Consider the following 22,094-nt stretch of genomic DNA (forward strand, 5'->3'; position numbering starts at 1 on the left):
AATGAAGTATCGCGCAACAATTGCTTGTTGCCCGATCCAACTCGGATCGATCTCCTCTTTACGATGTCAGAAATCACGCAGCTTACTGTCCATCCGGACTAGTAAGTGCGAAGTGATGTTTCGCGGACGATTTAGGTGCACGATCAGTCGATGATCAAACCATCTGGTGGAGCCAGACGGGATCGAACCGACGACCTCATGCTTGCAAAGCACGCGCTCTCCCAGCTGAGCTATGGCCCCGTAACCAGAAGACGAATGCTCACTCGATGAGTGTGGTGGGCCTGGGAAGACTTGAACTTCCGACCTCACGCTTATCAAGCGCGCGCTCTAACCAACTGAGCTACAAGCCCCTAACGCATATCCAGTCAAGGACCAGGGATTCTGCAAGCTTGCAGCCCCAGCGCGTGTTCGTCCGCGAAGAAAGAGAAACGAAGACGGCGAAATCCCGCCAATGCAGCTCAACAATCCTGACGATCGTTGGCCACTGATGTTTCTAAAACGGTTCGATAGAAGCAAGCTTCTGAAGAACCATCCTTAGAAAGGAGGTGATCCAGCCGCAGGTTCCCCTACGGCTACCTTGTTACGACTTCACCCCAGTCGCTGACCCTACCGTGGCCGGCTGCCTCCCTTGCGGGTTAGCGCACCGTCTTCAGGTAAAACCAACTCCCATGGTGTGACGGGCGGTGTGTACAAGGCCCGGGAACGTATTCACCGTGGCGTGCTGATCCACGATTACTAGCGATTCCAACTTCATGGGCTCGAGTTGCAGAGCCCAATCCGAACTGAGACGGCTTTTTGAGATTTGCGAAGGGTTGCCCCTTAGCGTCCCATTGTCACCGCCATTGTAGCACGTGTGTAGCCCAGCCCGTAAGGGCCATGAGGACTTGACGTCATCCCCACCTTCCTCGCGGCTTATCACCGGCAGTCTCCTTAGAGTGCTCAACTAAATGGTAGCAACTAAGGACGGGGGTTGCGCTCGTTGCGGGACTTAACCCAACATCTCACGACACGAGCTGACGACAGCCATGCAGCACCTGTGTTCCAGGCTCCGAAGAGAAGGTCACATCTCTGCGACCGGTCCTGGACATGTCAAGGGCTGGTAAGGTTCTGCGCGTTGCGTCGAATTAAACCACATGCTCCACCGCTTGTGCGGGCCCCCGTCAATTCCTTTGAGTTTTAATCTTGCGACCGTACTCCCCAGGCGGAATGCTTAAAGCGTTAGCTGCGCCACTAGTGAGTAAACCCACTAACGGCTGGCATTCATCGTTTACGGCGTGGACTACCAGGGTATCTAATCCTGTTTGCTCCCCACGCTTTCGTGCCTCAGCGTCAGTATCGGGCCAGTGAGCCGCCTTCGCCACTGGTGTTCTTGCGAATATCTACGAATTTCACCTCTACACTCGCAGTTCCACTCACCTCTCCCGAACTCAAGATCTTCAGTATCAAAGGCAGTTCTGGAGTTGAGCTCCAGGATTTCACCCCTGACTTAAAGACCCGCCTACGCACCCTTTACGCCCAGTGATTCCGAGCAACGCTAGCCCCCTTCGTATTACCGCGGCTGCTGGCACGAAGTTAGCCGGGGCTTATTCTTGCGGTACCGTCATTATCTTCCCGCACAAAAGAGCTTTACAACCCTAGGGCCTTCATCACTCACGCGGCATGGCTGGATCAGGGTTGCCCCCATTGTCCAATATTCCCCACTGCTGCCTCCCGTAGGAGTTTGGGCCGTGTCTCAGTCCCAATGTGGCTGATCATCCTCTCAGACCAGCTACTGATCGTCGCCTTGGTGAGCCATTACCTCACCAACTAGCTAATCAGACGCGGGCCGATCTTTCGGCGATAAATCCTTCCCCGTAAGGGCTTATCCGGTATTAGCACAAGTTTCCCTGTGTTGTTCCGAACCAAAAGGTACGTTCCCACGCGTTACTCACCCGTCTGCCGCTGACGTATTGCTACGCCCGCTCGACTTGCATGTGTTAAGCCTGCCGCCAGCGTTCGCTCTGAGCCAGGATCAAACTCTCAAGTTGGACTTGAACTTTGAACCGGCTGATCACAACGTTTGACGAGGTCCCACCATTATTTCGACAACCGAAGTCGTCGAGCTGCCCGCGATTCACATCGCTGGCAGCGATGGTGTTTCCTTTAAAACGTGTACCGCCGAAGTCTTTCGTCCCCTCTCAGAACTCAAAAGCCGAAGCTCTTCAGTGTCCGAGAGGCGCAAGGACTCCGCCGTCCACGTTTCTCTTTCTTCATCTTCACTTGTCAAACAGCCCGGGACCAGGTGGCCCCTACCTTCCAGAGTGGAAGGGTTCCCGACACCCTCACCGACGATGAATGAACTCCAATCGACTTACGTCGACTGTTGTGTCACTCAACAAGGTGAGGAGCATCAGTGGCGCGTTCGCTCGCCTTGGTCAGTGACCCGGCGGCGCCGCGCTCAGTGGTCGGGTTATAGGCCCCCCCGCCCGGGATTGTCAACGCCCATTGTCAACAAATCGTCGCACGGTGGATCATCGAAAAAAATCCAGCGATTCCAGCCAATTAGAAAGGCCGCTAACGGCCGGATCGAATTTGCACCGCAAAAGATCTCAAAAAAAATTTGCCCGCCGGCGGGCTCCGGAAGCCCTGGCAGGCGGAGGCCCATCCAGGCCGGACCGAGCCCTCGTTCACGGCAGACGAGCCCCATCCAAGGCCGGACCGAGCTCCAGCCAAGGCCAGACCTGGTCCCCCGGCGCCTGCCAGACGGGCTTCTTGCGCCCGGCCGTTCAGGAAACTTTTCCATATTAGGCGCCGTACTAGAGCCACAATCCCGCGGCGTTCTGGTACAGACAAGCTTGAATCGCGGGATGCCAGTGGGGGCTGCCGGCGATTTTCATTGGGTCAGAGGAAGGCGATCTTGCAGATGACGCAGCCTTCCTCCGACATTCGAGAGACATCGAGAGACCTTTACCCGTCCAGCTGTTCGTAATTTCGGCCGGCCCCATCGAGGGCTTTCTGAGCGCGGGCGCCTGTGCGGCTTGCCTTTTCCGGCGATCCCCCTTCAAGAGGGCGGCCAGGAGAGGTTCGAAATCAGGCATCTTGGGTCGTTGATTGGGGGACTTGGTTTGAACCACAGGACGTCGCGCGGCGCTTACGGGCGTGAGACCGGGATCATCGATCTCGGCCACGAACCGCCGCTGTCCGTCGATGGTTCCGAGGCCGCCGTCATCGATCGCCGACGCGTTTCCGTGCAATGGTTCAGCGGGACAATTCTGACCGGACTCTGCGGCGCAGCCCTGATCGGCGGCGCCGTTTTCGCTTCTCTCGACGGTGAGATGACCTTCGCCAAGGTGCCTGAGCGCGTCGAAGGCGCGCTGCGCGGCGCATTCGGCGCGGCCGATCGCGCCGCCACGCTGCACAAGAGCGACCGCCTGCCGCCGCCGAACGAATCCACGGCCTCGCGCAACATCGTCCGCGTCTCCACCGTCGCCCGCGTCGGCAACCGCGACGTGATGCGGGTGCGCCCGTTCGTCCGGATCGCCGGCAATCTGTCGATGACGACGAGCGATCTGTCGGCGAAAATCCCGCCGTTCAACGCCCAGCGCCTGCTCACCGATGTCGGCTCCGATCCGAAGACCGCGGCGGAAGATCCGAACAATCCCGAAGCCGTCGAGCCCGATGCCGAAGTCTCCTTCGTCACCAAGGACCTGTCGCCGGTGCTGCCGAAGGCCAAGATTTCCGCCGTGGTGGCGCTCGACGACATCCTGATGCGGGTGCGCGACGCCGCCAACTGGCGCGGCAATGGCGGGGTGCGCTACGCCTCGCTCGCCAATGCCACCGCCGACGTCTCCGGCGCGACCGGCCCCTCCGACATGAAGATGGCCTACGCCACCGAAGCGTCGGCGTCCGATCCCTATGCCGGCTTCGAGACGCGCGTGGTGCCGGAAAACGTCACGCTGCTGCCGAAGACCAAGGAGCAGATCACCGGCGGCAATCCCAATGGCGAGCGCGTCCACGTGGTCAAGAAGGGCGACAGCGTCGGCTCCGTCCTGCGCGATCTCGGCGCGACGGCCGAGGAGATCAAGGCGATCACCGCGACGCTCGGCCCGCGCGGCCGCGACGGCGGCCTGAAGGAAGGCGAAAAGCTCCGCATCCTGATGGCGCCCGCAAGCCCCGGCGCCCGCCTCCAACCCTATCGCGTCGTGGTTGCAAACGACACCATGGTCGAGGCGATCGCGGCGCTGTCCGATCTCGGCAAATACGTCGCGGTCGACGTCTCCAGCATGAACACCGTCGCCGATGCCGCGGCCAACGCCAACAGCGACGACGATGACGACGATGACGGCACCGGCGTGCGGCTCTACCAGAGCATCTACGAGACCGCGATGCGCAACAAAGTCCCGATGCCGGTCATCGAGGACATGATCAAGATCTACTCCTACGACGTCGATTTCCAGCGCAAGGTCGCGCCGGGCGATTCATTCGACGTGTTCTACGCCGGCGAAGAAGAGGGCACGACGTCGAACGAAAAGAACGACGTGCTGTTCGCCTCCCTCACGGTCGGCGGCGAGACCAAGAAATACTACCGCTACCAGAGCCCCGACGACGGCGTCGTCGACTACTATGACGAGACCGGCAAGAGCGCGAAAAAATTCCTGGTCAGGAAGCCCGTCAACAACGCGATCATGCGCTCCGGCTTCGGCGGCCGCCGCCACCCGATCCTGGGCTATGTGAAGATGCACACCGGCGTCGACTGGGCCACCTCCTACGGCACTCCGATCTTTGCTTCCGGCAACGGCGTGCTCGAGAAGGTCGGCCCCGAAGGCGGCTACGGCAAATATATCCGCATCAAGCACTCCAACGGCTACGAGACCGCCTACGGCCATATGTCGGCTTTCGCCAAGGGCATGGAGATCGGCAAGAAGGTGCGGCAGGGCCAGGTGATCGGCTTCGTCGGTTCAACCGGCCAGTCGACCGGCCCTCACGTCCACTACGAAATCCTGGTCAACGGCCGCTTCGTCGATCCGCTGCGCGTAAAATTGCCGCGCGGCCGTTCGCTGGAAGGCACGGTGCTGGCGGGCTTCGAGAAGGAACGCGACCGGCTCGACGCCATGATGAGCGGCCGCAACGGCGCCATCGCCCGCATTTCGGACGCAACCGGCGGCCCGTTGCAGGTCACCAACCGCTGATCCTTTAGACCGGCCGAAATCGACCGGACATCTCTGGAAAACATGATCAGGAGGCGACGTCGTCAAGCGACGTCGTTTCACTGCGCCACAACGTCAAGTTTTGTTTGCCAAAGCGGCATCAAGGCATCGCGCGCGGGAGCGACGGCAGACTGATCGTGGCGGAAGTGGGCGCCAGGCGACTGATCGAGATCGCGCCGGACGGCGGCAAGGTCACCGAGATCGCTGGCAATCTTCCGATCGGGCTGATGGGCGCACCCGGGAGCCTGCCCAGCAACATCCCGACCGGCGTCGCCATCGGCGCCTCCGGCGTCATCTACTTCTCCTCTGATATCGAGAACGCGATCTACAAGGTCACCAGGAAGTAGCGCGGAGGAAACCAGCCCGGTGGAACCGGCACGCGAGTTTGCCGGTTAAATGCTGACGGAAGCCGACCAACAGGAGGATCCCCATGCGGCGCCTCTCACGCGACGATGTCGTCAAGACAGTGGATCGGGCCGACGAATTCACCATCGCCCAGATCATCGGAACCGGCGCGACGGTCGAGGAACTCGCCGAAGCCCAGGCCTGGCTCGCCAATGACGAGCCGATGATCAATGATTTGCGCCCGCTGGCGCACGGACGCGTGCGCGAGCTTGTCGACATCCTGTCGGAGCTCGAAGAGGACAGCGACGAGCAAGGTCCAGCCGAACCCGGCTCAACATCCGCAGTCAGCTAGAGCGAACCTCGTCAAAGCAATTCGCCCCGGAGAGTTGGCCTCTCCGGGGCGATTTTTCGTTTTGCAGTGAGCGCGACGATCAGTTCAGCTTCCGCTTCGACACCGGCGCGTCGAACTGGGTGATTTCCGCGGTCTGCGGCGCCTTGCCGTTGAAGGTCAGGACGTTGCCTTCGGACGAGATCGCAACGTTGTCCCCGTCCTTGACGTCTCCAGCCAGGATCATCTCGGCAAGCGGATCCTGGAGGTAGCGCTGGACCACGCGCTTCAGCGGCCTTGCGCCGTAGGCGGGATCCCAGCCTTTCGCAGCAAGCCAGTCGCGGCCCGCGGCATCGAGCGTCAGCACGATCTTGCGATCGGTCAACAGCTTCTGCAGCCGGGCGAACTGGATCTCGACGATCCGGCCCATCTCGCTCCTCTGCAGGCGGTGGAACAGGATGATCTCGTCGACACGGTTCAGGAACTCGGGCCGGAAATGCCCACGCACCATTCCCATCACCTGTTCACGCACCGCTGAGGTGTCTTCGCCCTCCGGTTGATTCACCAAATACTCCGAACCGAGGTTCGAGGTCATGATGATCAGCGTGTTGCGGAAATCGACGGTGCGACCCTGGCCATCGGTCAGGCGGCCGTCGTCGAGCACCTGCAACAGGACGTTGAAGACGTCAGGATGCGCCTTCTCGATCTCGTCGAACAGCACCACCTGATAGGGCCGGCGCCGCACCGCTTCGGTGAGCGCGCCGCCCTCGTCATAGCCGACATAGCCGGGAGGCGCACCGATCAGCCGCGAGACCGAGTGCTTCTCCATGTACTCGGACATATCGAGGCGGACCATCGCGGTCTCGTCGTTGAACAGGTACTCCGCCAGCGCCTTGGTCAGCTCGGTCTTGCCGACGCCGGTGGGCCCCAGGAACATGAACGAGCCGGTCGGCCGGTTCGGATCCTGCAGGCCTGCGCGCGAACGGCGCACGGCGGTTGCGACCGCACGCACGGCCTCGGCCTGGCCGACGACGCGCTGTCCGAGCTGCTCCTCCATCTTCAGGAGCTTCTCCTTCTCGCCTTCCAGCATCTTGTCGACGGGCACGCCGGTCCAGCGCGAGACCACCTGCGCGATGTGGTTGGCGGTGACCGCCTCCTCCATCATATCGCCAGAGCCTTCACGCGCCTCGATATCGGCGAGCTGCTTCTCAAGCTGCGGGATCCGGCCATAGGCCAGCTCGCCGGCTTTCTGGAATTCGCCGCGCCGCTGTGCGTCGGCGAGATCGACGCGCAGCGCGTCCAGCTCTGACTTCAGCTTCTGGGCGTTGGAGAGCTTGTTCTTCTCTGCGCTCCAGCGCGACGTCAGGGCCGCGGATTTCTCTTCGAGTTCGATGAGCTCCTTCTGAAGCCCCTCGAGACGGGTCTTGGAGCCGAGATCGCTCTCCTTCTTGAGAGCTTCCTGCTCGATCTTGAGCCGGATGATCTCGCGGTCGAGCGAATCCAGCTCTTCCGGCTTGGAATCGACCTGCATCTTCAGCCGCGCAGCGGCCTCGTCCATGAGATCGATCGCCTTGTCCGGCAGGAAGCGGTCGGTGATGTAGCGGTTGGACAGCGTCGTCGCCGCCACGAGCGCGGAATCGGTGATCCGCACGCCGTGATGCTGCTCGTACTTGTCTTTCAACCCACGGAGGATCGAGATCGTGTCCTCGACGGAGGGCTCGCTCACGAAGATGGGCTGGAAGCGCCGCGCCAGTGCCGCATCTTTCTCGACGTGCTTCCGGTACTCGTCGAGCGTGGTGGCGCCGATGCAGTGCAGCTCGCCGCGCGCGAGCGCGGGCTTGAGCAGGTTGGACGCGTCCATCGCGCCGTCGCCCTTGCCGGCGCCGATCAGCGTATGCATCTCGTCGATGAACAGGATGAAATTGCCCTCGCTCGCGGTGACTTCCTGGAGCACGGCCTTCAGCCGCTCCTCGAACTCGCCGCGATATTTCGCACCCGCAATCAGCGCGCCGAGATCAAGCGAGAGCAGCTTCTTGTCCTGGAGGGTCTCGGGCACGTCGCCGTTGACGATGCGCAGCGCGAGGCCCTCGGCGATGGCGGTCTTGCCGACGCCGGGCTCACCGATCAGGACGGGATTGTTCTTGGTCCGGCGCGAGAGCACCTGGATGGTGCGGCGGATCTCCTCATCGCGGCCGATGACCGGATCGAGCTTGCCGTCGCGCGCAGCCTGGGTCAGGTCGCGGGCATATTTCTTCAACGCGTCATAGGCATTCTCGGCGGTCGCGGAGTCCGCCGTGCGGCCCTTGCGCAGCGCCTCGATCGCGGCATTGAGGTTTTGCGGGGTGACGCCGCCCTTGGCCAGGATCGCGCCGGCCTCGCTGGTCTTTTCCAGCGCGAGGCCGAGCAGCAGCCGCTCGACGGTGACAAAACTGTCGCCAGCCTTCTCGCCGGCCTTTTCGGCGGCGTCGAAAGTGCGGGCGAGCTCGGGCGCCAGATAGATCTGGCCGGCGCCGCCGCCGGAGACCTTCGGCACCTTGTTGAGGGCATCCTCGGTCGCCTTCAGGATGGCGCGGGAATTGCCGCCGGCGCGGTCGATCAGACCAGCAGCGAGGCCCTCATTGTCGTCCAGCAGAACTTTCAGGACATGCAGCGTCGAAAACTGCTGATGCCCCTCGCGCACCGCAAGCGATTGCGCGGACTGAACGAAGCCCCTGGAGCGTTCGGTATATTTGTCGATGTTCATGTCTTTTCTTTCCCTCGGCCTGCCCCTGGAGCCCTCTAAGGCACTCCAAACGGCATCTTCATTGGGTTTCCGCTGGACGCGTTGACGTTCCTCAACCGGCAGCGGTCGTTAGCAGCCGGCGCTGGCGCCGGCCTGACCCAGATGTGGGAAGCTTGGCCTCGGATCGGAAGAGGCGCGTTCACAATTTCGTGCACGGGTCCGCCTGCTTGGCGCCAGCAGGTCGAATCCCTTAAGTAGCGACATGACAGCCAGCCAGACTGCCGAAATCACAGGCCTTTACCGTTACCCGATCAAGGGCCTGACGCCGGAATCCCTGCCCCGGGTCCCCTTGCGGATCGGCCAGACCCTGCCCGCCGACCGCCGCTACGCCATCGAGAACGGACCCAGCGGCTTCGATCCGGAGGCGCCGGCCTGGAAGCCGAAAATCCAGTTCCTGATGCTGGCGCGTAATGAGCGGCTGGCGTCCCTCGACAGCCGGTTCGAGGACGCGACCAACCGCCTGACCATCCGCAAGGACGGCCAGATCGTCGCCAGCGGGGACATCGAGACCACTGCCGGGCGCGCCGCCATCGAGGATTATTTCACGGAGAATTTTCAGCCGGAGCTGAAGGGCCCGCCAAAAGTTCTGTCCGGCCGCGACCACAGCTTTTCCGACGTCGCCCGCAAGGTCGTATCGATCATCAATCTCGACAGCGTCCGGGCGATCGAGACCATGCTCGGCGGCGCCGCAGTCAATCCACTGCGCTTCCGCGCCAATCTCTACGTGAAGGGCTGGCCGGCCTGGTCCGAGCTCGACCTCGTCGGCGAGACACTGGCGATCGGCGAGGCCCGGCTCAAGGTGGTCAAGCGCATCGTCCGCTGCCCGGCGGTCAACGTCGATCCCAAGACCGCGCAGCGCGATCTCGAGATACCGCCGACGCTCTCGCGCAATCTCGGCCACATGGATTGCGGCATCTATGCCGAGGTCATCGCCGACGGCGAGATCGGCGTCGGTGACGCGATCGCGGTGGAAGCGCCGAAGCTGGTGTGAGCCGTCCGACGCTGCCGTAGGGTGGGCAAAGCGAAAGCGTGCCCACCACTCCGGTCCATCGAACTCCGCTGCACCGCCGGTGGGCACGGCGCTTGCGCGCCTTTGCCCACCCTACGGCTCCGTCGTCAGTTCGGCATCACATACGCATAGATCCGGCCGCGAGAGACCGGCGCCTCGCGAACACGATTGCCGTTGTTGCCGGAGATCATGATCGGATTGCCCTGCGCGTCCACGCCGGTGATGATGCCGACATGGCCGCCCCGGCGACCGCGCGACATGACCGCGATGGCGCCGACCTGCGGACCGGAGACGCGCGTGCCGTAGCGCGCGAACGAGCTCGCCATGTCGGAGCCGGTGCCCTGATGGCCGGTATGCTGCAGCACCATGTTCATGAAGCGCGCGCACCACAGGCTGCCGCGCCCGGTCGGATTGCCGCCGATATAACGGCGCGCCTCGGACACGAGGCCCGATCCGCCGCCGAAGCCGCCACCGCTATTGGCCATTCCAGGATTGGTCATTCCGTTGTTGGCCATGCCGCCGACATTGGCGTTCGGATTGTAGCTCGCCTGGGTGTCGGCGAAGCCGCTCGCCTGCAACTGCGCCGCGCCGCGCTCGAAGCGCGAGCTGCGGGCATGGTGGCGATAATGACGGTAATGATGATGTCTGGCGTGGTGCACGTAAGCGTGCCGCTCTGCGCTATGACGATGATGCGGCCGCGCTGAGGCCGGAGAAACGAACGCGGCAACCGCCGCGAAGAAAATCGCCAGCGCGACAACACAACGCGACAGGCGAGACGCAAACAACTCCAACATACTTCATCCTTCTTGACACCCCACTTCCCCAATCGGCCCGTGCGATGGCCGGCATCCGTCTGGCCGTTAAGCCGCCGGATGTGGCGAGAAAAAGACGCCACGCCCGCGAATAGCTGCGATGATTTTGTGCCGGTGCTGGCTTGAGGCTGCCGCATTGCGGACAACAACGTTAACTGCAATTCTCCAAAGGCGGCTTGAAGAGAGGGAAACAGTTAATGCCCCACGCCACGACCAGGGACGACGTCCGCATCTATTTCGAAGAAGCGGGTCAGGGAACGCCGATTATTTTTCTGCATGAGTTCGCGGCCGACTACACCAATTGGGAGCCGCAGATGCGCTACTTCTCGCGCGGCCATCGCTGCATCACCTATTCCGCGCGCGGCTACACGCCGTCGGACGTACCTGATGGCGAGGTCTACACCTACAAGCATTTCTACACCGACGCGCTCGCGGTGCTCGATCATCTCAAGATCGAGCGCGCGCATCTCGTCGGCCTGTCGATGGGCGCCTATTCGTCACTCCAGATCGGGTTGAACTCGCCGCAGCGCGCGCTGTCGATGACGCTGGCCGGCGTGGGCTCAGGATCGGAGATCGAGAATCTCGACAACTGGCGCAAGCAGTGCCGCGCCAATGCCGAGCAGTTCGAGACGCTCGGCTCCGCCGAGGTCGCAAAGGTCACGCGCGAGGCGCCGAGCCGGATTCCGTTCCTGGTGAAGGACCCGCGCGGCCACGCCGATTTCTACGCCGCGCTGGCGCGCCACGATGCCAAGGGCTCCGCGAACACGATGCGCGGCTTCCAGGGCGGCAGGCCATCGATTTACACGATGCCGGATGCCATTCGAGGTGTGGCAACGCCCGCGCTGATCATCTGCGGCGACGAAGACGATCCCTGCGTCGAGGCAAGCCTGTTCTTGAAGAAGCACCTGCCCGCGGCGGGCCTCGCGATGTTTCCGAAATCAGGCCACGTGCTCAATCTCGAAGAACCCGCGCTGTTCAACGAGAGCGTGGAGCGGTTCGTGACGCTGGTGGAAGCCGGGCGCTGGCCGGTGCGCGATCCGCGGTCGCTGGCGGCGCATTAGACTGCCAGTCGCTGTCATTCCGGGATGCGCCGACAGGCACAGGCCCGGAATGACGGAAACTACTTCCCCTGCCCGCGCGTGAGCAAGAACACGCCCTGCTCGCCGAACATGTTCCACACCCACCACGGCAATCGCAGCCGCAACGGACGGCCGTAGAGATCCAGCGCCTCGGCGCGCTCCATCTTGACGTGGATCGCGTCGCAGAGCTCGACGAAATCCTTGATGGTGCAGAAATGGATGTTGGCGGTGTCGTACCAGGTCGCCGGCAGATTCTCGGTGCGCGGCATGTGGCCGCCGACCAGGAGCTGGAGTCGCATCTTCCAGAAGCCGAAATTCGGGAACGACACGATGGCGCGGCGGCCGATGCGCAGCAGATTCTCCAGCACGACCCGCGGCTGCCGCGTCGCCTGCAGCGTCTGCGACAGGATGACGTAATCGAAGGCGTCGTCGGGATAGTTGACGAGATCGGTGTCGGCATCGCCCTGCACCACCGCGAGGCCCTTGGCGACGCAGCGATTGACGCCCTCGCGCGACAGCTCGATGCCGCGCCCGTCGATGCCGCGGGTCTCCAGAAGCTGGAGCAAATCGCCCTCGCCGCAGCCGACGTCGAGCACTTTCGAGCCGGGCTTGACCATCTCGGCGACCAGCAGATGATCGGCGCGAAACTGGCCGGACTGCTCCGTCGCAACGCCGCCCAGCGGCAGCACTTCCTGCACAGACATCGCTAGCCGTCCTTGTCAGTCAATCCTGGCGGTGAGCCCGCGCGCCTTCCCTGCCGATTGCAGAAAGGCACGGGCGATATCGAAGAATTCGGGCACGTCGAGCAGGAAGGCGTCATGGCCGCGATCGGTCTCGATCTCGGCGAACGACACCCGCGCGCTCGACGCGTTCAGTGCATGCACCAGCGCGCGCGATTCCGAAGTCGGGAACAGCCAGTCGCTGGTGAAGGAGACCACGCAGAAGCGCGTCTCGATGCCCGCGAACGCTTTCGCCAGCACGCCGCCGTGGTCGCCGGCGATGTCGAAATAATCCATCGCACGGGTCAGATAGAGATAGGAGTTGGCGTCGAACCGCTCGACGAAGGACGAGCCCTGGTAGCGCAGATAGCTCTCGACCTGGAAATCGGCGTCGAACGAGAAGGTCGGCAGCTCGCGGTCCTGCATGCGGCGGCCGAACTTGCGATGCAGCGCGGCGTCGGAGAGATAGGTGATGTGCGCGGCCATCCGTGCCACCGCAAGTCCGCGATGCGGATGGATGCCCTGATCCGTGTAGCGGCCGTTGTGCCAGTCGGGATCGGCCATCACCGCCTGGCGACCGAGCTCGTGGAAAGCGATGTTCTGCGCCGAGTGCCGCGTCGCGCAGGCAATCGCCAGCGCGGAGTACACGCGCTTGGGATAGGCCGCGGTCCATTGCAGCACCTGCATGCCGCCCATCGAGCCGCCGACCACCGCGAACAACGTGTCGATGCCGAGCCGGTCGATCAGCATCGCCTGCGCGCGCACCATGTCGGGAATGGTGATGACAGGGAAATCCAGGCCCCACACCTTGCCGGTGGCGGGATTGATCGAGGCCGGCCCGGTCGAGCCCATGCAGCCGCCGATCACGTTGGCGCAAATGATGAAGTAGTGCTGAGGATCAAGAGGTCGGCCGGGACCGACCAGCGTCTCCCACCAGCCCGACTTGCCGGTGACGGGATGCACGTTGGCGACATGCTGATCTCCCGTCAGCGCATGGCAGATCAGCACCGCGTTGGAGCGATCGGCGTTGAGCTCGCCATAGGTCTGGTAGGCGATCTGGAACGGGGTGAGATCGATGCCGCAATCGAGCCGCAGCGGTTGCTCGGCGCCGAACTGCGCGACCTGCGAATTCGGATGATCCGCCTCATGCGACCGGTCGTCGGCACTGATCGCGGGACTCGGCACGGGCTTCACGCCAACCATCATCGACCTCGTTTGCGGCACCCGTCAGGCTGCCGCTGGAATCAGGCCATGAAAAACCCGGCCTGAACGATAGGTTCGGCCGGGATCGGAAGCGTCCCCGGCCTGTTTAGCGAGTTTTTTAACGTGGCTGCAAGCCGGCCGGCTCAAATGACCACGGAACGGGCAAAAGCTACTGTCTTGGGCGGTTTTCGTCAAGTCACGGTCCGGATTAGCCAAATTCATCCCTGAAAGGCCGGCCGAAAAGGCCCGGTTTCCCTTTGCATTTCTCTTTGCTTTCGCCGCGCCGACTGCCTAATCAGGACGTCGATCGCAGCGGATCCGGCCTTGCCGATGGGCCTTGGCCGACCCGCATTGGAACGCCTCTCACCAGCATCTCGCAGATATGTCCCAACGTCCGCCCGCGCCACCATCGCTCCAGGAATTGCGCAAGGAGATCGACGCGATCGACGAGGGCATGCATCGTCTCCTGATGCAGCGCGGCGACATCATCGACCGCCTGATCCAGGTGAAGCAGACCCAGGAGGTCGGCTCGGCGTTCCGCCCGGCGCGCGAGGCCGCCATGATGCGTGACATCGTCCAGCGTCATCGCGGCATCCTGCCGCTCGACACGGTCGAGAGCATCTGGCGCGTCATCATCTCGACGTTCACTTACGTCCAAGCGCCGTTCTCCGTGCATGCCGACATCTCGGTGAGCGAGCCGGCGATGCGCGATTCCGTGCGCTTCCATTTCGGCTTCACGGTACCTTACGTCGCGCATTTCAGCGCGCAGGCCGCGGTCGAAGCGGTGGCGAAGTCCAAAGGCGACCTGGCGCTGGTCTCGGCGACCTCGAGCCGCACGCCATGGTGGCTGGAGCTGGAAGCAGACGGCGCGCCGAAGATTATCGCGCGGATGCCCTTCGTCGAGCGCGCCGACCATCCGGCCGCGCTGCCGGTGTTCGCGATCTCCCGCGTCGCCGACAGCGCCGTGGTGACGGAGGTCGAGACCTTCAGCGTGCGCGTGTCCGGGTGGAACGCCGAGGTCGCGCGCGCCCTGTCGCCGCTCGCCGAGATCGTGGCAGTGCCCGATACCGCCTTCGACGGCGCAGCGCTGCTGGTCTCGGTCACGAGCGCGACCAGCATCGACAAGATCAAGGCTGCCCTGATCGAAGCGGGGGCCTCGGTGCGCTCCACGGCCCTCGTCGGCAGCCACGCAACGCGCTATACGGTGCCCTCGACCGGGTCGAAATCGTAGATCGCGAACCGCCTAAAGCTACTTCCGGAGTTGAAGATGTCCCGCCCCGTGCCGAATCCCGGCATTCTCGATATTGCGCCCTACACGCCCGGCAAGAGCCCGGTGGCTGAGCCGGGCCGCAAGGTGTTCAAGCTCTCGGCCAACGAGACGCCGTTCGGGCCCTCGCCCAAGGCGATCGAGGCGTTCAGGAACGTGGCGGCGCATCTGGAAGACTATCCGGAAGGAACCTCGCGCGTGCTGCGCGAAGCGATCGGGCGCTCTTTCGGGCTCGACCCCAACCGCATCATCTGCGGCGCCGGCTCGGACGAGATCCTCAATCTGCTCGCCCACACCTATCTCAGCCACGGCGACGAGGCGATCTCGACCACGCACGGCTTCCTGGTCTACCCGATCGCGACTATGGCGGTCGGCGCCAAGAACGTGGTCGCGCAGGAGACCAACCTCACCTGCAATGTCGACGCCATCCTCAAGGCGGTGACGCCGAAGACAAAGCTGGTCTGGCTCGCCAATCCCAACAATCCGACCGGCACCTATGTGCCGTTCGACGAGGTCAAGCGGCTGCGCGCCGGCCTGCCGTCGCACGTGCTGCTGGTGCTCGATGCCGCCTATTCCGATTACGTCTCGCGCAACGACTACGAGATGGGGATCGAGCTCGTCGCCACCACCGAGAACACCGTGGTGACGCACACCTTCTCCAAGATCCACGGCCTCGCCGCGCTGCGCGTCGGCTGGATGTTCGGTCCGGAGCACATCATCGACGCGGTCAACCGCATCCGCGGTCCCTTCAACGTGTCGACGCCGGCGATGTATGCCGCGGTCGCGGCGATCGAGGACACTGCGCACCAGGCGATGTCGAAGCAGTTCACCGAGACCTGGCGCAACTGGCTCTCCGAGGAGATCGGCAAGCTCGGACTGAAGGTGACGCCGGGCGTCGCCAATTTCGTACTGATCCACTTCCCGGAAAATGGCAAGACCGCGGACGAGGCCGACGCATATCTTACCAAGCGCGGGCTGGTGTTGCGCGCGCTGAAGAATTACCGCCTGCCGAATTCGCTGCGCATGACCATCGGCACCGAGGAGGCCAACCGCCTCGTCGTCGAGGGCCTGCGCGACTTCATGGCCGGCAAATGAGCACCACACCGCACTTCCAGCGCGTTGCGCTGATCGGCTTCGGCCTGATCGGCGGCTCGATCGCGCGCGCTGCGAAGCTCCAGGGCTTGGCCTCCGAGATCGTCACCACCGCGCGCTCGGAGAAGACGCGCGCGCGGGTGCTGGAGCTCGGCATCGTCGACCAGGTCGTGGCGACCAATGCGGAAGCGGTGAAGGATGCCGATCTCGTCATCCTCTGCATTCCCGTCGGTGCCTGCGGGCCGGTGGCGCAGGAGATCGCGGCGCATCTCAAGCCGGGCGCGATCGTCTCCGACGTCGGCTCGGTCAAGGGCGCGATCGTCAGGGACATGGCGCCGCATCTGCCGAAGACCATTCATTTCGTGCCGGCGCATCCCGTCGCGGGCACCGAGCATTCGGGTCCCGATTCCGGTTTCGCCGAGCTCTTCATCAACCGCTGGTGCATCCTGACGCCGCCGGAAGGCGTCGATGCGGCGGCCACCGATCGTCTGCGCGCGTTCTGGGCGGCGATGGGCGCCAAGGTCGAGATCATGACGCCGGATCATCATGATCTCGTGCTCGCGATCACCAGCCATCTGCCGCATCTGATCGCCTACACCATCGTCGGCACCGCCGACGAGCTGGCGCAGGTGACGGAGTCCGAGGTGATTAAGTTCTCGGCCGGCGGCTTCCGCGATTTCACCCGCATCGCCGCGTCCGACCCGACGATGTGGCGCGACGTCTTCCTCGCCAACAAGGAGGCCGTGCTGGAGATGCTCGGCACCTTCACCGAGGATCTCGCCAAGCTTACCCGCGCGATCCGCCGCGGCGACGGCGAGGCGCTGTTCGACCACTTCACCCGCACCCGCGCCATCCGCCGCGGCATCGTCGAGATCGGCCAGGATTCGGCAGCGCCGGATTTCGGCCGGCCGCATGCGCAGCTCGGCAAGAAGCCGTAACGTTCAAGTAGCCCGGATGGAGCGCAAGCGTAATCCGGGATCTCTTTCAGCGCGGCGCGACCTGCCCCGGATTGCGCTTCGCTCCATCCGGGCTACGGGAGACACCTAATAAAGCGGTGGAATCTGCCCGACCTTGACCGGGCCGAGCAGCACGGCGCCGTCGACGAACTTCAGCGGGAAGCTGCGGGCCTTCTTGCCTTCGAGCGTGCTCTCGGTGCCGATCGAATTGATGCCGGCCGCAACGCCGGCATTGGCGTTCTGCTTGATGACCTTGCCGAGGCCGGGAACGGCGCGGTCGAGGGCGCCGAACAGATTGTTGAGGTCCTGCGACTTCACGCCCGGCGCAACGCGGTCGAGGGTTGCCTGCGGCACCCCCTCCTCCAGCATCTTGTCGATGCCGAGCGCCGGGATCACGCGCTCGAGGCCGGTCACGGTCATCTGCAATTCGCCGTCGAGTCGGCCATTGGCCGAGAGGCCGAGCGTGCCGGCCGCAACCGCGATCATCTCGCCCTGCTGGACGCGCGACTGCACGATCTCGATGTGACCGCCGGCGGCCTGGATCTCGCGGAAGCGTTGCGGCCACGGCTTTGGGGTGAGGTCGGAGAGGCCCGTGATCTTCGCACGCGTGTCCGCCTCGAACGGCTCGGCGAGCAAGGGATGAACGCCCTGGATGCTGCCCTGCGCGACGTGCAGCACGGTCTCGATCACAGGATGATCCGACCGCGACCCGTCTGCGAGGCGACCGTGCAGCTCGACCTGCTTGGCGCGCGCGAGCGGCACCTGCACGCTGCCGTCGAGACGATTGATGACGGGATCGTCGAACACGATGGAGGCGCGATCCGGCACCGCCGGCAGGCCGAACACGCTGCTGCGGCCCTTGCTCCAATTCACCACGAAGGTGTTTTGCGTGACGCCGTCGGTGAGCGTCGCCGGCGCGGAGAATTCGGCGATGACGCGCTTGGGATCGTAGACTTGGGCGACGACCAGGATGTTGTCGAGCTTCGCCGTGAACGGCGTCTTGCTGGCGTTCTGCGACACCAGGGCGACGCTGGCGCCGGAGCACTGGACCTCGAAGCGGAACGGGAAGCCGGCGATCGAGCGCTTGGCGCAATCGTAGATGCGGCCGGACTTGGCCTCCTGCGCCCGCCAGGCGTCTGCGGCGATTTCGGCCTGCGAGGCCGCATAGAACCAGAAACAGCTCCACGCGACGGCGAGGATCAGGAGGATAATGGGGGCGATGAAAAGGCCCCAGCGGGGGCGGCGGCCTGTGGCAACGGTCATATCTGACATGCGGCGACCCTTTGACCCCAGATTTTGTCAAATGTAAGCGGGGTTCGGCCGCGCCGAAAGGCCGAGAATTCACTTCGCTTGGGGGCGTCGTTCTGGTAGCCGTGCCCGAAATGTCGGAAATCACCCTCCCCTCCGTCACCACAGCCAAGGGCGACCTCTGGGTGTTCGGCTATGGCTCGCTGATGTGGCGGCCGGGCTTCGAATTCAGGGAACGCGTCCCGGCGCGGCTGGTCGGCGAGCACCGCGCGCTCTGCGTCTACTCCTTCGTGCATCGCGGCACGCCGGAGCAGCCGGGCCTGGTGCTCGGGCTCGACCGCGGCGGCGCCTGCCGCGGCATTGCTTTTCGCGTCGCCGAGAAGGACCGCGCCGACGTCGTCGCCTATCTGCGGGCGCGCGAGCAGGTCACGTCCGTCTATCGCGAGGTGATGCGCTCGGTGTGGCTTGAGAACGATGCGCGACAGCGCGTCTCCGCGCTCGCCTATGTCGTCGACCGCGGCCACGTCCAATATGCCGGCCGACTCTCGTTCGCCGACCAGCATCGCCATGTCGTCCAGGGCCATGGCCAGTCCGGCGCCAACCGCGACTACGTGACGGCAACGGTGAAGGCGATCGAGGCCGAAGGTTTTCGCGACACGCAATTGCATAAGCTCGCGACCATGCTGCATGGTGATGCGCATTCCCTGCACGCGCCGGCTCCCGCCGAAGATCGAGAGAACCGCTAGCTCTGCGACGGAGCGTAGCTCGGCGACGAGCCGATCAACTGCTCCTGCTCTTTCCGGCCCGCTTCGACGAGGCGAGCGGTCGCGTCTTCGATGGCGGTTTGCACGCGCGAGAGAAACTCGTCTTTCGGCAGGCCTGATGGCAGCGGATCGAGGAACTCGACCACCAGCGTGCCGGGATAGCGCATGAAGGTGCGGCGCGGCCAGAACAGGCCGGAATTGAGCGCGATCGGCAGGCACCGCACGCCGCAGGACGAATAGATCTGCGCAAAGCCGGTCTTGTAATCGGGCGCGGCGCCGGGCGCCCGGCGTGTGCCTTCCGGAAAGATCACGAGCTGCCCGCCTGCGCGCACCGCGTCGCGCGCCCGCCGCGTCATGTCCAGCAGCGCCTTCACGCCGGCCTTGCGGTCGATCGCGATCATTCCGGTCTTGACCAGGAACTGGCCGAACACCGGGATCTGCATGAGCTGACGCTTGAGAATGAAGATCGGACGGTTGAAGAAGCCCGGCAGCACGAAGGTCTCCCAGAACGACTGATGCTTCGCCGCGATCACCAGCGGCCCTGCCGGGATCTTCTCCTGCCCGCGGAATTCGACCTTGATGTTGCAGATCACGCGCATCAGGAACAGCGTCGCCTTCGCCCACCATTGCGCGACCGTCAGCATGGCGCGCGGCGGCAATGCGAAGGTCGGCAGCGCCACGATCGCGAGGCATACGAGCACAGCATAGAACAGCACGTTGAAGAGGAGCGAGCGCAGGAAAATCAAAAACATCGATGGTCCGATCAATTGGCCTGTGCCGTGGCGGGCCGCTTCGGCGCCACGCCAGCAGGCTGCTCCGACATCTCGGGCGAAAGGTCAATCCCGAAATCCTCCAGCCGCACCCTCAGCTCGGCGGCGATGTATTTGACGTATTCGGACAGGAGCAGCCGCAAGGTGGAGGCCGAGGTCCACCACGGCTCCTCACGCCATTTTTCGCCGACCACTGCGAACGGGATCAGTGTGGTTTCCGGCATCGCATGCGAGAACTCCACCAGCGCGCGCGGCATGTGATAGTTCGAGGTGACGACGATCAGCGATCTGAAGCCGCGCCCCTCGGCCCAGCGCCGCGCTTCCGCCGCGTTGCCGCGGGTCGAGACCGCGGTGCGGTCGAGATCGACACAGCAATGCATGAAGGACTGGTTCTCCGGCAGCGTCCGGGAGATGTCGCTCGCCGTCGAGGTCGGGTGCACGCCAGAGATCAGGAGCCGCTTGCCGTAGCCGGCCGCCAGGAGCTCCATCGCATCCGACACCCGCGAGGAGCCGCCGGTCAGGACCACGATGCCGTCCGCCTTGCGGTCCGGCGCGATCTCAGCGCCGCGCAATTGCGCCAGGAAGGCGATGAAGCCCGCCGCCGCGCCGACGAAGACGAACGCGATCGTCGATACCAATGCCGCGCGCAGCCAGCCGCGCGGCAATTTCGGCGATCGATCGTCGGTCGGCGAGGTCATATGATGTCGGTGATCCCTTCCCCGGATGATTTTAGGACGTTTTGAGGCGAAGTGGAGTCCGGTTTATCGGGCTCAATCGACATCATTCAGCGTCGCGAACAGCGTCTGGCGCGAGGCAACCGCGGTGATGGCGCCGATCAGCACCGCCTGCACGGCGAGCACGATGTAGCCCGACGGCCGCAGCGAGAAGGTGCCGAGCAGGGCTGCGAACTGGTCGCCGACGGGGGTCCCGGAAAACCAGCCGGCGATCGACTCGGAGAAGCCGAACACCAGCATGGCGGCGCCGCCGCCGATCACGCCGCCCTCCAGGCCCAGCCTGAGGAAGTGACGCAGAAAGCGGTTGGCGATGTACCGGTCGCCGGCACCGACGAAATGCAGGACCTCGACGATCGGTTGGTTCGCCGCCATGGCGCCGCGGGTCGCGAACGAGACCGAGATGATGGTCGCGATGATGACGAGGGCGAGGATGCCGATGCCGGCGAGGACGGTGGCGTTGGTCATCGAGCGCATCCGCTCGATCCAGGCGCGGTGATCGTCGACGCTGGCGCTTGGTGCGGCCTGGGTCACGCGCGCGCGCAAGGCGCCGAGATCGAGCGGCGTGCCGGGCTGCACGCGCGCGATGATCATGCGCGGCACCGGCAAATCATCCATCGACAGGCCGGTGCCGAGCCAGGGCTCGAGCAGCTTGCCGCTCTCGTCCTTGGTGAACGGCTTGACCTCGATGATGCCGGCCTGCGCGCGGATGGCCTCTGTCACTGCCGCGGTGTCGCGATCGAGATCGCGGCCGGTCTGCGGGCGGACCTGGATGGTGATTTCGCTTGCAACGTCCGACTGCCATTCCGCGGCGGAGGCACTGACGAGCAGCACCGTGCCCGTGGTCATCGAGGCGAGGAAGGTCATGATGGCGACGACAGCAACCAGCGCGCGGCCGTGGATCGAGGCGCGCGGCACGATCGGCGACATGTTGCGCGCCTTGGGCGGAAGCTGCGGACGCTCCGGTCCGAGATCTACCAGCACGCCGCGGTCGTCGGGCCTACTCATAGACGTGCAGCCGCCCCTGGTGCAGCACGAAGCGTCGCGCCTCGTACTGGTCCATCAGGCCGATGTCGTGGGTGGCGATGATGACGGCGGTGCCCGATTTGTTGAGCTCGATGAACAGCCGCAGCAGCCGGCGGCCAAGCGTCGGATCGACGCTGCCGGTCGGCTCGTCGGCGAGCAGGAGCTGCGGCCGCGAGATCACGGCGCGCGCGATCGCCGCGCGCTGCTTCTCGCCGCCGGACAGGATCGGCGGCAGCGCGTCCATGCGGTCACCAAGGCCGACCCAGCGCAACAGGTCGATCACCTCCTTGCGATAGCTCGACTCGCTGCGGCCCATGACGCGGAATGGCAAGGCGACGTTCTCATAGGTCGTCATGTGGTCGAGCAGGCGGAAGTCCTGGAGCACGATGCCGATGCGCTTGCGCAGATCCGCGATCTCGTCCTTGCCGAGCTGCGAGATGTCGTGGCCGAACAGGTTGACGAGGCCGCGCGTCGGCCGGTGCGACAGGAACAACAGACGCAGCAGCGAGGTCTTGCCGGCGCCGGACGGGCCGGTGAGAAACTGGAAGGAATGCGCCGGAATCTCGAAACTGAGGTCGCGCAGAATCTCCGGCCCCAGTCCGTAACGCAATCCGACATTTTCGAACCGAACCAAGCTCAGCTCCGTTCGAGAGGGGGCGCGGGCCGCGCTGCTGCGCTCCGCCACACGCGATCAACGGGTTTTGCGACCGTTATGGTTTCCGGTTCGTTAACGGTCGCTCTGTAGCATCTGGGATGCCCGGTTCTCCGCGACCGAAG

The 22,094-nt window shown here is 64.1% G+C and carries 17 protein-coding genes, 2 tRNA genes, 1 rRNA gene, 1 pseudogene and 1 riboswitch; of the genes and pseudogenes, 9 read left to right on the forward strand and 12 right to left on the reverse strand.

Annotation, left to right across the window (positions count from 1 at the left end):
• Window positions 1-164 precede the first annotated feature (164 nt).
• From AB7531_RS39205 to AB7531_RS39215, 3 genes are all read right to left on the reverse strand, one after another.
• A tRNA-Ala gene (locus tag AB7531_RS39205) sits at window positions 165-240 on the reverse strand.
• Between the two features lie 33 nt (window positions 241-273).
• Window positions 274-350, reverse strand: a tRNA-Ile gene (locus tag AB7531_RS39210).
• 188 nt (window positions 351-538) lie between these two features.
• A 16S ribosomal RNA gene (locus AB7531_RS39215) occupies window positions 539-2,027 on the reverse strand.
• 1,077 nt (window positions 2,028-3,104) lie between these two features.
• Here AB7531_RS39215 and AB7531_RS39220 point away from each other — a divergent pair.
• From AB7531_RS39220 to AB7531_RS39230, 3 genes and pseudogenes are all read left to right on the forward strand, one after another.
• Window positions 3,105-5,168 carry a M23 family metallopeptidase gene (locus AB7531_RS39220; protein ID WP_063985769.1) on the forward strand — a complete coding sequence of 688 codons (2,064 nt, stop codon included), beginning with the start codon at window positions 3,105-3,107 and terminating at the stop codon, window positions 5,166-5,168.
• A gap of 110 nt (window positions 5,169-5,278) precedes the next feature.
• Window positions 5,279-5,533, forward strand: a pseudogene (locus AB7531_RS39225) (hypothetical protein); the annotation flags it as partial.
• Between the two features lie 83 nt (window positions 5,534-5,616).
• A complete protein-coding gene (locus tag AB7531_RS39230) occupies window positions 5,617-5,883 on the forward strand; it encodes a hypothetical protein (protein WP_063985771.1) in 267 nt (88 codons plus the stop codon).
• Between the two features lie 79 nt (window positions 5,884-5,962).
• On the opposite strand, the gene clpB is transcribed toward AB7531_RS39230, so the two are convergent.
• Window positions 5,963-8,602 (reverse strand): ATP-dependent chaperone ClpB, encoded by a 2,640-nt coding sequence (gene clpB / locus AB7531_RS39235; protein ID WP_063985772.1) that lies wholly within the window; start codon window positions 8,600-8,602, stop codon window positions 5,963-5,965.
• 241 nt (window positions 8,603-8,843) lie between these two features.
• On the opposite strand from clpB, the gene AB7531_RS39240 reads away from it, so the two are divergent.
• Window positions 8,844-9,632, forward strand: a complete 789-nt coding sequence (locus AB7531_RS39240; protein WP_063985773.1) for an MOSC domain-containing protein — start codon at window positions 8,844-8,846, stop codon at window positions 9,630-9,632.
• Window positions 9,633-9,757: 125 nt separating this feature from the next.
• Here the strand turns inward: AB7531_RS39240 and AB7531_RS39245 are convergent, their stop codons facing one another.
• A complete protein-coding gene (locus tag AB7531_RS39245) occupies window positions 9,758-10,444 on the reverse strand; it encodes an NlpC/P60 family protein (protein ID WP_063985774.1) in 687 nt (228 codons plus the stop codon).
• A gap of 215 nt (window positions 10,445-10,659) precedes the next feature.
• On the opposite strand from AB7531_RS39245, the gene AB7531_RS39250 reads away from it, so the two are divergent.
• Window positions 10,660-11,523: an alpha/beta fold hydrolase gene (locus AB7531_RS39250; protein WP_063985775.1), complete on the forward strand. Its 864-nt coding sequence runs from the start codon at window positions 10,660-10,662 to the stop codon at window positions 11,521-11,523.
• A 59-nt stretch (window positions 11,524-11,582) separates the two neighbouring features.
• On the opposite strand, the gene metW is transcribed toward AB7531_RS39250, so the two are convergent.
• Window positions 11,583-12,245 carry a methionine biosynthesis protein MetW gene (gene metW, locus AB7531_RS39255; RefSeq protein WP_063985776.1) on the reverse strand — a complete coding sequence of 221 codons (663 nt, stop codon included), beginning with the start codon at window positions 12,243-12,245 and terminating at the stop codon, window positions 11,583-11,585.
• A 15-nt stretch (window positions 12,246-12,260) separates the two neighbouring features.
• Window positions 12,261-13,463 carry a homoserine O-acetyltransferase MetX gene (metX, locus tag AB7531_RS39260; RefSeq protein WP_063986729.1) on the reverse strand — a complete coding sequence of 401 codons (1,203 nt, stop codon included), beginning with the start codon at window positions 13,461-13,463 and terminating at the stop codon, window positions 12,261-12,263.
• A gap of 85 nt (window positions 13,464-13,548) precedes the next feature.
• Window positions 13,549-13,628: riboswitch (SAM riboswitch) on the reverse strand.
• A 217-nt stretch (window positions 13,629-13,845) separates the two neighbouring features.
• Between metX and AB7531_RS39265 the strand changes: the two genes are divergently transcribed.
• Genes AB7531_RS39265 through AB7531_RS39275 form a run of 3 tightly spaced genes read left to right on the forward strand, consistent with a single transcriptional unit; the run spans window position 13,846 to window position 16,760 of the window.
• Window positions 13,846-14,694 carry a chorismate mutase gene (locus tag AB7531_RS39265; protein ID WP_063985777.1) on the forward strand — a complete coding sequence of 283 codons (849 nt, stop codon included), beginning with the start codon at window positions 13,846-13,848 and terminating at the stop codon, window positions 14,692-14,694.
• A 36-nt stretch (window positions 14,695-14,730) separates the two neighbouring features.
• Window positions 14,731-15,825 (forward strand): pyridoxal phosphate-dependent aminotransferase, encoded by a 1,095-nt coding sequence (locus tag AB7531_RS39270; protein ID WP_441280261.1) that lies wholly within the window; start codon window positions 14,731-14,733, stop codon window positions 15,823-15,825.
• On the forward strand, window positions 15,822-16,760 hold the full coding sequence (locus tag AB7531_RS39275) for a prephenate/arogenate dehydrogenase family protein (RefSeq protein WP_014491665.1): 939 nt from the start codon (window positions 15,822-15,824) through the stop codon (window positions 16,758-16,760). Before AB7531_RS39270 ends, AB7531_RS39275 begins: the two co-directional genes overlap by 4 nt.
• A 105-nt stretch (window positions 16,761-16,865) precedes the next feature.
• Here the strand turns inward: AB7531_RS39275 and AB7531_RS39280 are convergent, their stop codons facing one another.
• On the reverse strand, window positions 16,866-18,050 hold the full coding sequence (locus AB7531_RS39280; protein ID WP_063985778.1) for a DUF2125 domain-containing protein: 1,185 nt from the start codon (window positions 18,048-18,050) through the stop codon (window positions 16,866-16,868).
• A 110-nt stretch (window positions 18,051-18,160) separates the two neighbouring features.
• Between AB7531_RS39280 and AB7531_RS39285 the strand changes: the two genes are divergently transcribed.
• Window positions 18,161-18,772: a gamma-glutamylcyclotransferase gene (locus AB7531_RS39285; RefSeq protein WP_063985779.1), complete on the forward strand. Its 612-nt coding sequence runs from the start codon at window positions 18,161-18,163 to the stop codon at window positions 18,770-18,772.
• On the opposite strand, the gene AB7531_RS39290 is transcribed toward AB7531_RS39285, so the two are convergent.
• From AB7531_RS39290 to ftsE, 4 genes are all read right to left on the reverse strand, one after another.
• Complete coding sequence (locus AB7531_RS39290; protein ID WP_063985780.1) at window positions 18,769-19,542, reverse strand: lysophospholipid acyltransferase family protein; 774 nt, start codon at window positions 19,540-19,542, stop codon at window positions 18,769-18,771. The genes AB7531_RS39285 and AB7531_RS39290 overlap by 4 nt on opposite strands.
• Window positions 19,543-19,553: 11 nt before the next feature.
• Window positions 19,554-20,258, reverse strand: coding sequence for a YdcF family protein (locus AB7531_RS39295; RefSeq protein WP_063985781.1), 705 nt, complete (start codon window positions 20,256-20,258; stop codon window positions 19,554-19,556).
• Between the two features lie 72 nt (window positions 20,259-20,330).
• Window positions 20,331-21,299: a cell division protein FtsX gene (locus AB7531_RS39300; RefSeq protein WP_441280262.1), complete on the reverse strand. Its 969-nt coding sequence runs from the start codon at window positions 21,297-21,299 to the stop codon at window positions 20,331-20,333.
• Window positions 21,292-21,951 carry a cell division ATP-binding protein FtsE gene (gene ftsE / locus AB7531_RS39305; protein WP_014491659.1) on the reverse strand — a complete coding sequence of 220 codons (660 nt, stop codon included), beginning with the start codon at window positions 21,949-21,951 and terminating at the stop codon, window positions 21,292-21,294. Before ftsE ends, AB7531_RS39300 begins: the two co-directional genes overlap by 8 nt.
• Window positions 21,952-22,094 lie beyond the last annotated feature (143 nt).

Origin of the sequence: Bradyrhizobium sp. 63_E2_N1_3 (assembly GCF_052076005.1) — a bacterium.
Taxonomy (GTDB): domain Bacteria; phylum Pseudomonadota; class Alphaproteobacteria; order Rhizobiales; family Xanthobacteraceae; genus Bradyrhizobium; species Bradyrhizobium barranii.

Coding starts and splice junctions, on each gene's coding strand:
- AB7531_RS39285 (WP_063985779.1), top strand. CDS start 18,161: ATGTCGGAAATCACCCTCCCCTCCGTCACCACAGCCAAGGGCGACCTC.
- AB7531_RS39250 (WP_063985775.1), top strand. CDS start 10,660: ATGCCCCACGCCACGACCAGGGACGACGTCCGCATCTATTTCGAAGAA.
- AB7531_RS39265 (WP_063985777.1), top strand. CDS start 13,846: ATGTCCCAACGTCCGCCCGCGCCACCATCGCTCCAGGAATTGCGCAAG.
- metW (WP_063985776.1), bottom strand. CDS start 12,245: ATGTCTGTGCAGGAAGTGCTGCCGCTGGGCGGCGTTGCGACGGAGCAG.
- AB7531_RS39275 (WP_014491665.1), top strand. CDS start 15,822: ATGAGCACCACACCGCACTTCCAGCGCGTTGCGCTGATCGGCTTCGGC.
- AB7531_RS39300 (WP_441280262.1), bottom strand. CDS start 21,299: ATGAGTAGGCCCGACGACCGCGGCGTGCTGGTAGATCTCGGACCGGAG.
- metX (WP_063986729.1), bottom strand. CDS start 13,463: ATGGTTGGCGTGAAGCCCGTGCCGAGTCCCGCGATCAGTGCCGACGAC.
- clpB (WP_063985772.1), bottom strand. CDS start 8,602: ATGAACATCGACAAATATACCGAACGCTCCAGGGGCTTCGTTCAGTCC.
- AB7531_RS39240 (WP_063985773.1), top strand. CDS start 8,844: ATGACAGCCAGCCAGACTGCCGAAATCACAGGCCTTTACCGTTACCCG.
- AB7531_RS39230 (WP_063985771.1), top strand. CDS start 5,617: ATGCGGCGCCTCTCACGCGACGATGTCGTCAAGACAGTGGATCGGGCC.
- AB7531_RS39290 (WP_063985780.1), bottom strand. CDS start 19,542: ATGTTTTTGATTTTCCTGCGCTCGCTCCTCTTCAACGTGCTGTTCTAT.
- AB7531_RS39295 (WP_063985781.1), bottom strand. CDS start 20,258: ATGACCTCGCCGACCGACGATCGATCGCCGAAATTGCCGCGCGGCTGG.
- AB7531_RS39270 (WP_441280261.1), top strand. CDS start 14,731: ATGTCCCGCCCCGTGCCGAATCCCGGCATTCTCGATATTGCGCCCTAC.
- AB7531_RS39280 (WP_063985778.1), bottom strand. CDS start 18,050: ATGTCAGATATGACCGTTGCCACAGGCCGCCGCCCCCGCTGGGGCCTT.
- AB7531_RS39245 (WP_063985774.1), bottom strand. CDS start 10,444: ATGTTGGAGTTGTTTGCGTCTCGCCTGTCGCGTTGTGTTGTCGCGCTG.